Origin of the sequence: Tetragenococcus koreensis (assembly GCF_003795145.1) — a bacterium.
Classification (GTDB): Bacteria; Bacillota; Bacilli; order Lactobacillales; family Enterococcaceae; genus Tetragenococcus; species Tetragenococcus koreensis.
In genome coordinates, this window is the sequence record NZ_CP027786.1 from 1190490 (window position 1) to 1205554 (window position 15065).

Annotated in this window: 13 protein-coding genes and 3 pseudogenes; 6 read left to right on the forward strand and 10 right to left on the reverse strand. The window is 38.0% G+C overall.

The window, feature by feature from the left end; all coding sequences use genetic code 11:
• Window positions 1-357 precede the first annotated feature (357 nt).
• Together C7K43_RS05655 and C7K43_RS05660 are read left to right on the forward strand one after the other, a co-directional pair.
• Window positions 358-1775 (forward strand): annotated as a pseudogene (locus C7K43_RS05655) (ISLre2 family transposase).
• 207 nt (window positions 1776-1982) lie between these two features.
• Window positions 1983-2999, forward strand: a complete 1017-nt coding sequence (locus tag C7K43_RS05660) for a zinc-binding alcohol dehydrogenase family protein (protein ID WP_124007245.1) — start codon at window positions 1983-1985, stop codon at window positions 2997-2999.
• Window positions 3000-3063: 64 nt separating this feature from the next.
• Here C7K43_RS05660 and C7K43_RS05665 read toward each other — a convergent pair.
• The 7 genes and pseudogenes from C7K43_RS05665 to C7K43_RS05690 all read right to left on the reverse strand — a co-directional run.
• Window positions 3064-3795, reverse strand: a pseudogene (locus C7K43_RS05665) (class I SAM-dependent methyltransferase).
• Between the two features lie 96 nt (window positions 3796-3891).
• Window positions 3892-4605 carry an endonuclease III gene (nth, locus tag C7K43_RS05670; protein WP_124005980.1) on the reverse strand — a complete coding sequence of 238 codons (714 nt, stop codon included), beginning with the start codon at window positions 4603-4605 and terminating at the stop codon, window positions 3892-3894.
• Window positions 4606-4744: 139 nt separating this feature from the next.
• Window positions 4745-7273, reverse strand: a complete 2529-nt coding sequence (locus C7K43_RS05675; RefSeq protein WP_371859846.1) for a heavy metal translocating P-type ATPase — start codon at window positions 7271-7273, stop codon at window positions 4745-4747.
• Between the two features lie 106 nt (window positions 7274-7379).
• The gene (locus tag C7K43_RS05680) at window positions 7380-7592 is read right to left on the reverse strand and encodes a heavy-metal-associated domain-containing protein (protein ID WP_124005981.1); all 213 of its coding nucleotides are present in this window, start codon (window positions 7590-7592) and stop codon (window positions 7380-7382) included.
• 27 nt (window positions 7593-7619) lie between these two features.
• Window positions 7620-7781, reverse strand: coding sequence for a helix-turn-helix domain-containing protein (locus tag C7K43_RS13190; RefSeq protein WP_157977730.1), 162 nt, complete (start codon window positions 7779-7781; stop codon window positions 7620-7622).
• Window positions 7782-7784: 3 nt separating this feature from the next.
• On the reverse strand, window positions 7785-8237 hold the full coding sequence (locus C7K43_RS05685) for a DUF1541 domain-containing protein (RefSeq protein ID WP_168711994.1): 453 nt from the start codon (window positions 8235-8237) through the stop codon (window positions 7785-7787).
• 134 nt (window positions 8238-8371) lie between these two features.
• Window positions 8372-8521, reverse strand: a pseudogene (locus C7K43_RS05690) (rhodanese-like domain-containing protein); the annotation flags it as partial.
• Window positions 8522-8587: 66 nt separating this feature from the next.
• On the opposite strand from C7K43_RS05690, the gene C7K43_RS05695 reads away from it, so the two are divergent.
• The 3 genes from C7K43_RS05695 (at window position 8588) to C7K43_RS05705 (ending at window position 10528) form a co-directional block, all read left to right on the forward strand.
• Complete coding sequence (locus C7K43_RS05695; RefSeq protein WP_124005983.1) at window positions 8588-9004, forward strand: MerR family transcriptional regulator; 417 nt, start codon at window positions 8588-8590, stop codon at window positions 9002-9004.
• A gap of 73 nt (window positions 9005-9077) precedes the next feature.
• Entirely contained in the window at window positions 9078-9932 is an 855-nt protein-coding gene (locus C7K43_RS05700) for an aldo/keto reductase (RefSeq protein WP_124005984.1), read from the forward strand.
• A 35-nt stretch (window positions 9933-9967) separates the two neighbouring features.
• Window positions 9968-10528 carry a histidine phosphatase family protein gene (locus tag C7K43_RS05705; RefSeq protein WP_124007247.1) on the forward strand — a complete coding sequence of 187 codons (561 nt, stop codon included), beginning with the start codon at window positions 9968-9970 and terminating at the stop codon, window positions 10526-10528.
• A 272-nt stretch (window positions 10529-10800) separates the two neighbouring features.
• Here the strand turns inward: C7K43_RS05705 and C7K43_RS05710 are convergent, their stop codons facing one another.
• Window positions 10801-12012, reverse strand: coding sequence for an IS256 family transposase (locus C7K43_RS05710; protein ID WP_226996741.1), 1212 nt, complete (start codon window positions 12010-12012; stop codon window positions 10801-10803).
• A 616-nt stretch (window positions 12013-12628) separates the two neighbouring features.
• On the opposite strand from C7K43_RS05710, the gene C7K43_RS05715 reads away from it, so the two are divergent.
• Window positions 12629-12916 (forward strand): dihydrofolate reductase family protein, encoded by a 288-nt coding sequence (locus tag C7K43_RS05715; protein WP_226996743.1) that lies wholly within the window; start codon window positions 12629-12631, stop codon window positions 12914-12916.
• Window positions 12917-12960: 44 nt separating this feature from the next.
• Here C7K43_RS05715 and C7K43_RS05720 read toward each other — a convergent pair whose 3' ends face one another.
• Both C7K43_RS05720 and C7K43_RS05725 read right to left on the reverse strand, forming a co-directional pair.
• Window positions 12961-13428 carry a YbaK/EbsC family protein gene (locus C7K43_RS05720; RefSeq protein ID WP_124005985.1) on the reverse strand — a complete coding sequence of 156 codons (468 nt, stop codon included), beginning with the start codon at window positions 13426-13428 and terminating at the stop codon, window positions 12961-12963.
• Between the two features lie 672 nt (window positions 13429-14100).
• Window positions 14101-14931: a MetQ/NlpA family ABC transporter substrate-binding protein gene (locus tag C7K43_RS05725; protein ID WP_124005986.1), complete on the reverse strand. Its 831-nt coding sequence runs from the start codon at window positions 14929-14931 to the stop codon at window positions 14101-14103.
• Window positions 14932-15065: the final 134 nt, after the last annotated feature.

Consider the following 15065-nt stretch of genomic DNA (forward strand, 5'->3'; position numbering starts at 1 on the left):
AAAGTAAACTCTTCATTTTAAGCCCCCCAAATAATACATTCTTAGCCAAAGCATATCCCCTTAACCCTTTCTCTTATTGAATAAAAAGAGGCCTGCCGATAATCATCGACAGGCAAGGAGTAAAAATGAAAAAGTGTTAGGGTTGTCTTATAAAAGACATTTTGTTGGTATGAGTCTATAGTAATCTCTAATTATGAATAATTTATGAAAGAAAGACTGCTTTCGTGTAAAGATTTTATAATAAAACTTTAAAAGCTAAGTGTAAAATTTATTGAGGTTAATGCTAGACGAATAAAAAAGAAACCGTTACTCTAGTTATTGGGCTGTGACAGGCACTAATAACAGAGGCGGTTTCTTATGGAGTCTATTGTAACAGATTTAGTTGAAGTAATGAAGAAGGAAACGAATTTTTTAGCAAGAGAAAAAGCCATGATGGTCTTTTTTGCCCAACTCCTAGCGACGATAACACAACTTGCCTTCCAAATTCTCGATGCGGAGGTTTCGGCCCAATGCAAAAAGGAAGGCTTTCAAGTGGACCGTAAAAGTGAACGAACGGTGACTTTCTTATTTGGCACCGTGACCTATGTTCGCCGCCGAATGAAAAATCAAGCCAATGAAATTCGTTATCCTTTGGATGAATTTCTGGGTATTCGGAAGAGCCTCCGTTATAGCTCTCTTGTGCTACGCAACGTTTCCCAATTGGGGACAACGATGGTCTACCGTCACGTCTCCCAAGCGATCGACTGTTTGACTTCTTGGCGTATGAGCCATCAAAATGTGCAACAACTGGTGGTCAAAACCGGAGAACTGGTTCAGACACGAAGTACCCATGAAAGTCGTTACGAGGGGACATTTCTAAGAAAAAAGTGCCCTACTTATATCTAGAAGGCGACGGAGTGAAGATTGGCGGTCAGAAGAAGCAGTCGCTGGAAATCCATCGTTTTCAAGTAAGTGAAGGGAGCCAGAAAGTCGGGCATCGCTCGGAAATGATCGCTCCTCACTTTGTCAGTCATCTCAATCGACAACAAGCGCAAAAAGAAATAATGAACTATATTCAAGCGCATTATGATCTAACAAATACCGTTGTCGTTTCCAATAGTGATGGAGGTTCAGGCTATGAAAAAGCTGTGTTTGATGAACTTTCCTTAGGCTGTTTACGTCATGAACACTTTCGTGATCGGTATCATGTCCATCGGAAAATCAAAGAACGCCTGTCTTTTGTCCCGCAACTTCAAAATCGGATGATCCAGGCGATCCAACATTATGATTGGCAAGAGGTCCAGCTTGTCTTAGATACCTCGGAAAGTTTGATCGAAGAAAAGGAAGCCGAATCCTTGGAACAATTGCGCTTACTCCATCATTATCTTCAAAGGAATTGGCCGTATTTAAAACCTCGGAAAGCCCGAGGAATCGTGGATCCCAAAGCTTGTATTGGCACAATCGAAAGTACCCATCGGAAGATGACCTACCGGATGAAGCGCCAAGGTCGTTTATGGACAAAAACAGGGGCGCAGGCCATGATGCGTGTCATTGATAGTTTAAGAAACCAAGAATTTGACGGTTGGTTGAACCAATATGAAGCCTTACCGAATGATGTACTCGCCCAGGAAAAGCGTTGGAAAGCCATGAAACGTTGGGTACAGAAAAAGCCTAACTTTCAAACGCATGAAGGGGCATTTAAGGGCCAAATTGGTGAAGGAAAAGCTAAAAGTGCCCCTTTAGGCCAATTCGCCAAAGGATTGGAGCAATTAATAACGACACCGAATTATATCTAATAAAAACTTGTTTTTGTTAGATATCATGAGGTCTAACCGAACGAACGTGAGGTAAAAAAATACAAAAAGTGTCTGTCCCAAAGGTCATTTTTTATTCAACCTCAAAAAATTTGACACATACCTTTAAAAGCAAGCCATTGCATCCATTTTAGCAAATAATGTTACAATAAAGAGAATAAGACAAGGAGGGTTTTTATGGAAAATACAATGAAAGCTGTCGGGCTCTACCGTTACCTGCCAATTGATGATCCAGAAAGTTTACTAGATTTAACCATCCCTAAACCGCAAGCAACGAATAAGGATTTACTCGTACGAGTCAAAGCAATTTCAGTCAATCCTGTTGATACTAAAATACGGGGGCCGAAAGATAAAGTTGAAGAACAACCCAAAATTTTAGGTTGGGATGCTGCTGGCATCGTAGAAGAAGTAGGGGAAAATTGCACTCTATTTCAACCTGGCGATGAAGTTTTTTATGCTGGTGCTGCCAATCGTCAAGGAGCAAATAGCGAATTTCACTTAGTCGATGAACGAATTGTCGGAAAAAAACCAAGTACCTTGGATTTTGCGGCCACAGCCTCTTTACCGCTGACTTCCTTAACCGCTTATGAAGCATTATTTGAGCATTTAGGACTTACTCAAAACAAAAGCGAAAATGTCGGTAAAAAATTATTAATCGTTAACGGCGCTGGCGGTGTTGGTTCTGTAGCCATTCAATTAGCAAAAAGCATAGACTTGACTGTAGTTGCAACTGCCTCTCGGCCAGAAACTCGCGATTGGGTGAAAAAACAAGGCGCAGACTTTGTGATTGACCATCACCAAGACTTTGCACCCCAATTACAAAAAATAAACATGACCGAAGTTGATTACATTCTTTGTTTACATTCGACAGAGTTACATTGGTCAGCAATGGCAGATGTTATTGCTCCTTTAGGGAAAATTTGCTCCATTGTGGAAACTGAAAAACCTGTTGAATTAGGTTTGTTAAAAGACAAAAGCGCAACATTTACTTGGGAATTTATGTTTACCAAATCGAACTATCAAACGAACTTAATAACCCAACATAATTTTTTAAATGATATTGCGCGCATGATTGATGCAAAAGAAATTCATGCAACTATCAACCAAAATTACGGTCCTATCAATGCAGAAAATTTGAAGAAGGCACACAAACAATTGGAATCAGACACTACCATTGGAAAAATCGTTTTAGAAAACTTTGCATAACTAATAAAAACGGGGATTGAGACAGTGACTACTGCACTGCTTCAATCCCCGTTATAAAATTCTACTAAACTTTATGTGCCGCTAGTATCAACATCATCGGCCGACGTAATTCTTCTTGCATTTCTTTACTTGCATCTAACATTTCTTGTGGCGGCTTTGGCTCAACCAAATCATCAAGAACAAACCCTTGTTTAAGTAATGTCTGGACGTAGGTAGTTAAGCTACGATGATATTTTGTAATTGAAAAGCCTAAAAAATCAGTGCTCCTAGCTCCCTCAGAAAAATAACGATCTACTGGCCAATGGCTAATTTTTCCATCTGAATCAGTTATCCACTGTTCAGAACCTTGCGCCGTAAAAATAGGATGCTCAACGCTCATCACCAGTTTCCCGCCAGGTGCAAGTTGCCCATAGATTCCCTTGATTAAACCAAGATAGTCTTTAACATAATGGATCGCTAGTGAACTAATAATGACATCAAAAGTCTGATTCAGTTATTCTAATCCAAACATATCCATTACTTTATATTGGACATTCATATTTTGGGTCATGGTTTGTGCTTGCTGAATCATTTTTTCTGAATTATCAATGCCAACTACTTGCTTAGCACCATTATCAGCCGCATATCTGCAATGCCAGCCATAACCGCAGCCTAAGTCTAGGACTGTTTTTCCAACAAAGTTGGGAAATACTTCTTTTAAACGATGCCACTCTCCTGCTCCCTTTAGACCGTATTTTGAACGATCCATTTCGGCATAAGCATTAAAAAAATTGGGATCGTCGTAATTTGATCGCATTTTTTCCCTTCTTTCCTAAAATTGTCATCACTGAAATCGCAAAAACCGAGGCATTTATCCTCACTTCGTTCAAACGCAGTTTACATAATAAGCGTTTCAAATAGATGTGGTTGAACGGTCGGTTTCTCCCATGGACATTTTTTCAAAAGCAGTTTCAGCGATTTCATTTTTTGGCATTTTTTCTTTTATCCGTTTGAGACATTCATTATGGTCATGCTTGCGTGCTATACACTGATAACGCCCAAAAAGCAATATAGAATGATGGGCTGGATACCACATTTCTTCCGGAAGTTTCTCTGAGATGATTTTTTCTATCTCTTCTACAGAAGCATCTGGAAAAACAAAATGCAGTTTTTTCGTCACACGATTGACATGCGTATCTACAGCAAAAGCAGGTATATTAAAACCGTTCGTTAAAACAACATTCGCCGTTTTTCTACCAACACCTGGTAAAGAAATTAAATCCTCTCGATTAGCCGGAACTTGCCCCTCAAATTTTTCTAATAAAGCATTGCTCATATTTTTTAAAAATTTCGCTTTGTTATTAGACAAGCCAATGCTTCGGATATTTTTTTGAATTTCTTCTAAAGAAGCATCAGCCATTTTCTCAGGCGTTGGGAAATTTTCAAACAATTTTGGTGTTGCTTTATTGACGGATATGTCGGTTGTTTGCGCACTTAAAATAACAGCACATAACAGTTGAAAATTCGTTTCATAATTTAATTCTGTTCCCTTTTTAGGATAAAGTTTGATAATTGCTTGAACAGCTTCGGTTAATTCTTTAACATTTAGTAAAATTTCTCCAGACACATGATCCTTCCCTTCTGTTTTATATAATTAAATCCTAGCCTTTTTTCCTAGACTCGTCAACTTTTGTCCTGTATATCAGAGACGCTAAAAAAATATCTATCAAGAATAGTCCATGTGACCTCTTGATAGATATTTCATATTAAGCGACTGCTTTTTTCATTTCTCTTGTTTGGGTTTTCGTTTCTTTTGTTTTGGCTGGTTTGAATCCTTTCAAACGCAGGGCATTTAGTAAGACAGAAACAGAACTTAAACTCATCGCAGCCCCAGCAAACATAGGGTTAAGTAACGGTCCGCCAAATAAGAGTAAGACGCCCATTGCAACCGGGATGCCAATTGTATTATAAGCAAAAGCCCAAAATAGATTTTGTTTAATGTTTTTAATGGTGGCTCGACTCAATTCAACCGCTGTTGGTACGTCCATCAAGTCACTACGCATCAACACAATATCAGCAGATTCAATCGCAACATCTGTACCAGAGCCAATCGCCACACCTACATTGGATTGCGCTAAAGCAGGCGCGTCATTGATGCCATCACCGACCATCGCGACATGAAGCCCTTCATTTTGTAAGTTTTGTACTTCATTGGCTTTATCTTCAGGTAAAACTTCACTAAAGACCCGATCAATTCCAACTTGTTTCGCAATGGCTTCAGCTGTCCGTTTGTTATCACCTGTAATCATCGCAACTTGCAAGCCCATACTATGCAGTTTATCAATCGCTGCAATACTATTTTCTTTGATCGTATCTGCCACTGCCACAATGCCAATCAATTGACTATCAGCTGCAATAAACATCGGCGTTTTTCCTTCACCAGCTAATCGATCGGAAACTTCTTGCGCATCTAACATCGCAATTTCATTTTCTGTCATTAATTTTTTATTTCCCAATAAAATCGTTTGATTATCTACCATAACTTGAATACCATGCCCTGGAATCGATTGGAAATCTTTGACCGCTTGTAATTTTAATTTGCTTTCTTTAGCACTTTCCACGATGGCTTCGCCTAGTGGATGCTCAGAACCTGTTTCAGAAGCAGCCGCTAATGCTAAAACCTCTTCTTTTTGATAGCCGTTGTAGTTAATAATATCGGTAACAATAGGTTTTCCTTCTGTAATCGTTCCTGTTTTATCAAATACAATGGTTTGGACCTTTTGAGCTTCTTCCAGTGCGTCTCCGCTTTTGATCAAGACACCATTTTCAGCGCCTTTTCCAGTTCCTACCATGATAGCTGTAGGAGTAGCTAGGCCTAAAGCACAAGGACAAGCAATCACTAAAACGGAAATGGTAATCGTTAAAGCAAAAACCCACGACTCTTGCCCTAAAAAGAACCAAGCTAAGCCAGAAAGCACAGCTAAACCAATCACAATAGGTACAAATACCCCCGAAACTTTATCCGCTAATTTAGCAATCGGTGCTTTTGAACCTTGGGCATCTTCTACCAATTTAATAATTTGTGATAAAGTCGTGTCTTTTCCTACTTTAGTTGCTTTAAAGCGGAAAGAACCATTTTTATTGATACTTGCGCCCACGACATTGTCACCCATATTTTTTTCAATCGGGATGCTTTCACCAGTAATCATTGATTCATCGACGGCTGAACTTCCTTCAACCAATACGCCATCAACTGGAATTTTATCCCCTGGGCGAACGACAACAATGTCGTCCGTCATTACTTCATCAATCGAAATTTCTTTTTCTTCCTCATTACGGATCACACGCGCTGTCTTGGGCGCTAATCCCATCAGTTTTTTAATGGCATCTGATGTTTTCCCTTTTGAAACGGCTTCTAAATATTTACCTAAAGTAATTAATGTTAAAATAACAGCCGCAGATTCAAAGTATAAATCAGGATGTCCGTGATGAACTTCTACCCGACCAATCGCTAGAAGCGCCGTCATCACAATGCCTTGTAATAACGCAGCAGTGGTTCCAATTGCGATTAACGAGTCCATATTAGGATGGCCTTTAAACAATGATTTAAAGCCTACTGTGTAAAAGGAACGTCCTAAATAAATAACGGGTAAGGTTAAAGCCAATTGAGTCGCTGCAAATGTAATCGTATGTTGCATCGGATCGAGGAATTCAGGAAGCGGCAATCCACCAAATGGAAGCATTGGACCCATCGCAATATATAATAGTGGTACGGTAAAAATAGCCGACCCTACGAACCGAATCCACAGATCTTTCATGTGTTTTTGTTTTTTATCTGTATCATCAGTCACGTTTGTGTTAGTAGTTTCAACTGCAGCTTGATAACCTGCATCCTGCACCGCTTTGACTATATCGCCTGCTGTGATGACATCTTCATCGTAGCTGACATTCATTTTTTCAGTGGCTAAATTAACTGCGACATCGTCAACGCCCGCCACTTTCCCTACGCTTTTTTCAATCGCTTGTACACATGAAGCGCAGGTCATTCCTTCAATTTCAAAAGACTGTGTTGCAATATTTTTAAGTGCCTTATAACCCGCATTTGAAACAGCATCTTCAATGTCTTTTCCGGCAACTACAGTTGAGTCGTAAGAAACATCCATTTTTTCAGTGGCTAAATTGACCGCAACATCGTCAACACCGCTAAGTTTTCCTACACTTTTTTCAACAGCTTGGACACATGAAGCACAGGTCATTCCTTCTATGTTATATGTATCTTTCAACAAGTTTTTCATCCTCCTTGTAAAAGATTGAGGCTAGTACAAAAGCTTTCATCGGCTATGATACCTTTGATGTATCGTTACTGAAAATAAATGAACGCTAACCTCAATCAATTACTAGCTACTCTTTTTCCGCTGTATAACCTGCTTCACTCACAGCATCTTCAATATTTTCAGATTGCACGGCATTTTCATCAAACGTGATTGTTAACCTTTTTGTGTCTACATTCGCGTTAGCATCTTGAATGCCACTTAGTCTGTTTACTGCCTCTTCAATTTTGGCTTTGCAATGAGCACAAGACATATCTGGCACTCGATAAGTATTCGTAGTCATAATAATTTTCCTCCAAAAATCTAAATTTTATATACACATACATTTTACTTGTTTCACAGTGTGTTGCCGTTTTTCATTGATCATCGCTTCAAATTTATCTTGCAATGATTGTACCGTTTCTTTACTAGTGATCACTTCTTTGGTCCAAACAATTTTCATTACTGGCCACTTGGCATTTGTTACTTGCATGGCTTATTCTTCCCCAGCTTTGATCTCACTTTCAACAACCCACTGATGATTTTTTATCCAACGATCTTGATCAGATGAGTAATAATCAATCATATAAACCGGTTCTGTTGTCATGCGTTCGATTGTTCCGGTAGCACCTTGCATTCCTGGCATATGCTTTGCAAGAATGGTTACTTGCTCTCCAACCTCAACACTACCTTCATATTTTACTTCACCGTCTACAACCCATTTATGATCTGTAATTTGTTCATTTGTAGTTGTATCATTATAAGTAACAGAATACACCGTCGTATCATATACACCATCAACAATCGCCTTAGCATGATACATATCCGACATATGATCAGTTAATAATTCTATCCTAGCTCCTACAGGGTATTTTGCGTTTGTCGCTACCTTAATGCCTGGTGGTAGATGACCACTTTCATCGTGATGCATATGATCCATGTGATTCATATGATCTCCTCCGTTTACGTTTGTAATTTTTATTACACTCTTAATATACAGTTTACGTTTACATATGTCAACGAAAAACATAAACTTTTTTGAAATTTCCTTTAAGCAGCCGACAGTAGGTGCTATTTTATTGTCTATTCTGGATAAACTAATTTTTCTGGTCGTACTGCTTTATAAAGAGCAAAAGCGCCGTTTAGATTTTGCACATGAAATCCGTTTTGTTTAAGAATACGTTCGGCAAAATAACTGCGCAAACCGCTATGGCAACTAACAATATACAATTGTGAACAAAAACAAAATCGTGATAAACTAGATACTAGTAAATAAATGAACTGAAAAGAGGTCGAATGATGTTACGTAGTAAAGATGTGGCAGAAATGTTGGATATTTCAATTTCTACAATTCGTTATTATGAAAAAATAGGAATTATCCCTCCTATTGAAAGAAATGCAAACGGCTACCGGATTTATACCAATTCAACCCTAAATTGGATTTATTTGATGAAATCATTACGAAATGCTGGGCTTTCAATTGAGTCACTGCTGGAATTTTCTAGGCTATCACAAGTAAAAGGACCCGAACGGAAAAAACAAAAGCAAGTATTAGAAGACCAGTTATATGAAATCGAGGGAAAAATTGCAGAAATGCAGCGTGTGCGTAACCTACTTTCTTATAAAATCGAAACCTATGATGACCATATAGCGATGTTTCAATCGGGTGAATTGACTTCTGAAACCGCAGAAGAACTTTGGAAAATAAAATTTTAATAATTCCTCTCTCTTGCCATGGAGTGCACTTTATACTTTAGAATGAAAATAGATTTTACGAGGAGGAATAAACATGCAAAACGCACTTAAATTGAACAACGGCGTAGAAATACCTATTTTGGGATTTGGGACTTTTCAAATTACAGATCCTAAAGAAGCGGAAGAATCCGTAACAAATGCAATTAATGCTGGTTATCGTCATATTGATACAGCGCAATCGTATTTGAACGAAGAAGCAGTCGGAAAAGGAATTCAACGCGCTGACGTTGCAAGAGAAGAATTATTTGTTACGACAAAAATTTGGATTGAAAATACAACTTATGAAGGTGTATTAGCTTCTTTCCAACGTTCTCTTGATCGCTTGCAATTAGATTATGTTGATTTATTGTTATTGCATCAACCTTACAATGACGTGTACGGTGCCTATCGGGCAATGGAAGAACTACAAGAAGCTGGAAAAGTTAGAGCTATTGGGCTTTCAAACTTTGCGGTTGACCGTGCGGTTGATTTAACTCTATTTAATAAAACAGTGCCTCAAGTGGATCAAATTGAAGTAAACCCATTCCAACAACAAGCAGATACGATTCCTGCACTAAAAGAAGAAGGGATTCAACCAGAAGCTTGGGCGCCATTTGCAGAAGGGAAAAATGATTTGTTCCATAATTCTGTCTTAACTTCAATTGCGGATAAATACAATAAATCCGTTGGCCAAGTTGTTATTCGCTGGTTAGTAGAACAAGAAGTCGTTGTTTTGGCCAAAACAACAAAACCTGAACGTTTGCAAGAAAACCTTGATGTATTTGATTTCCAATTATCAGATGAAGACAAAAAACAAATTGCTACATTAAACATTGGAGAAAGCCAATTCTTCTCCCATAGTGATCCAGAACAAATTAAATCACTAGCATCAAGAAAATTAGATGTTTAAACAAAGGAAGATTGAACTTGAAGACTCTTTATTTAATGCGACATGGGCAAACACTTTTTAATCAATTGCACAAAATACAAGGTTGGTGTGATGCGCCTTTGACCGAAACAGGGTTTAAACAAGCGCAGATCGCTGCCGAGTATTTTAAACAAAACAACATTCAAATTGAGAGTGCTTATTGTTCAACTTCTGAACGAACCTCCGATACACTGGAACAAATTACGGATATCCCCTATACACGTTTGAAGGGATTAAAAGAATGGAATTTTGGTGTATTTGAAGGAGAACCTGAATTTTTAAATCCTTCTTTACCTTATGGCGACTTTTTTGTTCCCTATGGCGGAGAAAGTGAAATGGATTTGAAAAAAAGAGTAGCGGAAACTGTCATGGATTTTATGAAGAAAGAACCAAATGATACAGTTTTAGCAGTCTCTCATGGCGCGTCCTGTCGTCAATTCATGCGCTACTGGGCTCACACTAGTGAAGTTGAGCAAAAAAGCAAGTTAAGAGAGTGTTGTATTTTAAAATTTGAGTTTGAAAATAATCAGTTCAAATTAGTCGACATCATTAACCATGATTTTAGTTCGATTGGATAAAACGATGTAAAAACATAAATTTTGAGAGAGTGATCTGGTCAAGCCCGAAATCTTGTGTAAAAGTACAAATGCAATCTACACCCTAATTTTATGATTCTATTTTCTCTCGAAGCGTATTCTAGGTCTAAGCAGGGGACAGATTTGACAACGAATCTATTCAGGCATGGTGATCTTGGGCTGTTCCTTCGGTCTTCAACCTAAGAACAGGCGCCCATTTCGCTATTCGCGAATACCATGCCTTCATTCATTGTCCAATCGTAACTCGTTTTCTTCTAGGTTTCATCTTCTGAAGAAGTGTCCTCCTTTCCTAGCACAGGCCCTTTTAAAAACGCTCTGGGGGCTTTTTGCCATGCTTGATGAATATCCATTAAAACCGCACCAATTAAACGTTCGGCGGAATCAACGTTAGGGAAAATAGAGACTACCTTTTCTCGTCGTCGAACTTCCCGGTTTAAACGTTCCAAGGAATTCGTTGTTCGTAAGGAAACGTGATAATCTTCTGGTTCACTTAGATATTGTAAACCATCGTAAAAGCCTTGATCTAAAAGAGCTAATACTGTTTTATAACGCGTATCATCTTGCACGTGATCTTCGAACTTTTGACGGGCTTCTTTCGCTTCTTGTAAGGTATTGGCGCGGAAGATCTTTTTCAGATGATAGCGAGCTTCTTGATTGTTTTTCTTAGGCATCTGGTCGATCATATTTCGTAAGAAATGGACGGTACAACGTTGCCATGCAGTACCGGTAAAGATTTCCTGTATGGCTTTTTTTAGCCCCGCATGAGCATCGGAAATAATTAAGCGAGGTTGGGTCAAGCCCCGTTCACGCAAGTCTTGGAAAAACCTTTTCCAACTCGTGGTGGATTCTTCCTCGCTGACTTGAAATCCTAAAATTTCTCGTCGATTCTTTTGATTCACTCCTTGGGCGATATAAACCCCTTTACTGACCACTCGATGGTCTTCACGAACTTTGATATACATGGCATCGACATAAACATATCGAAAGGAACTGTAGGTTAAGGAACGATTTTTAAAGGCTTGAATTTCCGGATCGAGTCGTTTCATCGTGTTAGAAACAAACGACTTCGATACTGATTCGCCGCATAACTGTTCAACGATATGGGTTACTTTTTGCGTCGATACTCCCTGGACGACGGCTTCCATTAAGCTTAATACAAAAGCCTGGTCTTTTCGTTGGTATTGTTCAAAAATTTTCGTGGAAAACTCGCCCGAACGAGTACGTGGAATTTTCAAGCGGAGTTTTCCTACGGCTAAAGTGAAATCTCGTTCGTAATACCCATTCCGATAATCCAAACGATGATCATTGCGCTCATAATTTTTCGCTTGGATAAATTCATCCCTTTCGACTTCCATATAAGCGTTAAATACCGTCACAGCTAAAGACTTCATCATCATGTTCATATCGCTTTGCATAATAGCCTCTGTTAATTCTTCAAAATTTATATTAATATTAAGTTGGGTCATATCCATCTTCCTTTTCAATGTTTTTCTGGGTAAATTACATTGTACCAGAGATGGATATGATCTCTTTCTTTTTACACAATTATATGGAAACAACTAGTGAAACCTTATTTATTGTCAAACAATTTAAAGGAGTCATACAAAAGTGAAAATTGGTGCATCATATTTGAGCTAGTTTTAAAATAATAACATTATTGGTGGCACATCAAGCAATGTGGCCCCAATCCATAAAATATTGGTGGGATATCAGGCGATGTACCTCCGATTTATAAATTATTGGGGGGACATCAGGCAATGTGCTTCCAATTTGTAAATTATTGGGGTGACATCAGGCGATGTACCTCCGATTTATAAATTATTGGGGGGACATCAGGCAATGTGCCTCCAATTTATGAGTTATTGGGACGACATCAGGCGATGTACCTCCGATTTGTAAATTATTGGGGTGACATCAGGCGATGTGCCTCCAATTTATGAGTTATTGGGACGACATCAGGCGATGTGCCTCCAATTTATGAATTATTGGTGGCACATCGAAGAAGTTGCTTCCAATAAACATAAATATTGATGGGATATGTGACACAAAAAATTAATTTCACCAATGAGGAAAATTTTAGATATGGAATTACTTTTACAAAAACTAAAGGATATTTTCCATATGGACTTAGTTATGCTTGGTGGAGGCGGCGTTTTGAATTGGTCTTTCATTCAAGCGGGTCTTTGTGACGAAGTAAGCGTAGTTATCGCACCAGCAGCTGATGCTTCAGCTACTTCCCCTTCTTTATTTGATACCAAAGAAAACTTAACAGATGATACACCCGTATCTTTCACTTTGAAAAATGTAGAAACTAAAGAAGATAGTACTGTATGGTTAACCTATAGTGTAAATAACGCAGAAACTAAATAATAAATTTGAACCTCTCGTCACTTTGCGAGAGGTTCCATTTGTATCTAACTATTCTCATTACTTTTACTAACCAGCAAATCAGCGATAGTCGGATGAATGAGTTCAATCAAATCATTAACCGAAATGACCACACTTTTATCCAGTTCTCCTGCTGAAACAACAATTCTTTGGTAATTTTTTATCTCTTGGTCAAACATTATCGGGTATTCAGGATGATGTAAAAAAATCCCAATCGGAGTATTTGCGCCGTGTGGGTAACCGGTTGTTTCCAGTACATAATCCATCGGTGGCAAACCGATCTTTCTGTTTTTTGACACAGCAGCAGCTTTTTTATAATCCAAACGGGAGTCTAAAGGAACAAGTGCAATTGTCGGACCTGTTTTATTCCCTTTAAGTACCAACGTTTTAAAAATTGGCGTTTCATTTTTATCAATCTTTTCTGAGGAAAATTCATATGATTCATAAGGGATGTTTTTTTCTTCTAGAAAAAATTCTACTTCATTTTTGGACATTACCTTTCCTCTTTTCCAATAATTTATACATGTTCTGTCATTAAAAAACAAAGAAAGACAGCGTGATACTTTTCTAAGCCCCTATCTTTCTTCTACTTTAAATTTCATAAAATTAACGAACACACTATAAATATCATAAGAAATACGTGCAATGAAATCAAATATAGCGAATCGTTGCTAAGTAAGTATAAGATCTACTGAGGTTTCATAGCGGAAAAAGAAATGGGCGCTCTTTTCATTAAAATATTAAAAACAAAGACAATTTCTTATGGAACCGATCATAAAGAAAGGTCGCTTACGTTGTAGAAAAAATGTGTGAAATGCTGGCTGCCTTTAGCATTCCAAAGAAACAAATTTTGGCAAAGGTCGTATTTGCTGGAGTTATACCATGGCTTTCGTAAACGAGTGAGGTAAAACAGAGTTTATCTCACTAATTTGCTATTCCTATGGGATAACTGTTTTTTTATACCATCACTTTTACTTTCTTATGTGCTAAATTTAGCCAAAAGCTCTTTTTTCATCCCTTTTTCTTAAATCAAGAACATAACTTTGGCAAACTAGTGAGACTATTTGTAAGTTATACTACCAGTTTGCCATTCTTATGTGATTGTTTCCTTTTTATCCCATGGTTTTCTTCAACTAATGAGATAAGTTGTCGCTAGTTACTCTCCCTTATTCTAAATCTTCAGGTATATTCCAGTAGTCATCTTCGTTTTGTTCATCTAAAAACTCAGCAAATTCATCTGATTGATAAGCGTCAACTACAGCTTGGGCCCACTCTGAGTCTACATCTTCTTCGTCAACAGTTGCTATAATTTCAAATTCGTCTACAATCTCTTCATTTAAAAGACTTGAGGAAGTGTCCATACCAGCACTATAAACAATGGCTCCAGAAATGACACCATAGTCAATATCTTCTAAAGTTCTTGGTATTTGATAAGTATCCATTTCCACAATCTCTAAGTTATAAGGATTGTCAACGATGTCACTTGATGTCGCTTCAATAGGGTTCACGTCATCCTCTAAAGTGACCCACCCTGCTTGTTCTAATAAAAGTAATCCACGGGCAGTATTGGAAGCATCATCTGGAATCGCGACAGTGTCATTTTCTTCTACGTCATCTAGTGAGTCTTTTTCCCCACCGTAAATTCCCGTAGGAGCAGAAGGAATGGTTATTAATTTGGCTAAATTTGCGTCATTGTTTTCATTAAAGTCTTCTAAATAGGCTTCATGTTGGTCAACATTTAAATCTATTTCACCTTCGCTTAAGGCGATATCTGCTTGCAGTAAATCATCAAAATCCGTTTCTGTAACCGTATAACCTTCATCTTCTAAAATAGGCTCAATTCCTTCGCTAAATAAATCACTATACGGACTAGGAGCCATGCCTATATGAATCTCATTTGCGTCATCTTCTGTGTCTCCAATGCCACATCCTGCTATAAAAAGTAAAGTAACACTTAATAATCCAACAATACTACCAATTATCTTTGTTTTGCGCATTTTTCTTCCTCCTCTAAAAAAGCTTCTGATGTTTAGAATAGGTTCAGTGTAGGATTGTATAAACAAAAAGTATATGGTTTATATTGATGGAATACACAAAAAAATGATATATTATGCTCTTAATTTTTGTACAA

Bases quoted from the DNA above. Each gene is read 5' to 3' on its own strand.
- C7K43_RS05700 (WP_124005984.1), top strand. From the start codon at position 9,078: ATGCAAAACGCACTTAAATTGAACAACGGCGTAGAAATACCTATTTTG.
- C7K43_RS05710 (WP_226996741.1), bottom strand. From the start codon at position 12,012: ATGACCCAACTTAATATTAATATAAATTTTGAAGAATTAACAGAGGCT.
- C7K43_RS05695 (WP_124005983.1), top strand. From the start codon at position 8,588: ATGTTACGTAGTAAAGATGTGGCAGAAATGTTGGATATTTCAATTTCT.
- C7K43_RS05715 (WP_226996743.1), top strand. From the start codon at position 12,629: ATGGAATTACTTTTACAAAAACTAAAGGATATTTTCCATATGGACTTA.
- C7K43_RS05680 (WP_124005981.1), bottom strand. From the start codon at position 7,592: ATGACTACGAATACTTATCGAGTGCCAGATATGTCTTGTGCTCATTGC.
- C7K43_RS05705 (WP_124007247.1), top strand. From the start codon at position 9,968: ATGCGACATGGGCAAACACTTTTTAATCAATTGCACAAAATACAAGGT.
- C7K43_RS05660 (WP_124007245.1), top strand. From the start codon at position 1,983: ATGAAAGCTGTCGGGCTCTACCGTTACCTGCCAATTGATGATCCAGAA.
- C7K43_RS13190 (WP_157977730.1), bottom strand. From the start codon at position 7,781: ATGCAAGTAACAAATGCCAAGTGGCCAGTAATGAAAATTGTTTGGACC.
- C7K43_RS05685 (WP_168711994.1), bottom strand. From the start codon at position 8,237: ATGAATCACATGGATCATATGCATCACGATGAAAGTGGTCATCTACCA.
- C7K43_RS05675 (WP_371859846.1), bottom strand. From the start codon at position 7,273: ATGAAAAACTTGTTGAAAGATACATATAACATAGAAGGAATGACCTGT.
- C7K43_RS05720 (WP_124005985.1), bottom strand. From the start codon at position 13,428: ATGTCCAAAAATGAAGTAGAATTTTTTCTAGAAGAAAAAAACATCCCT.
- C7K43_RS05725 (WP_124005986.1), bottom strand. From the start codon at position 14,931: ATGCGCAAAACAAAGATAATTGGTAGTATTGTTGGATTATTAAGTGTT.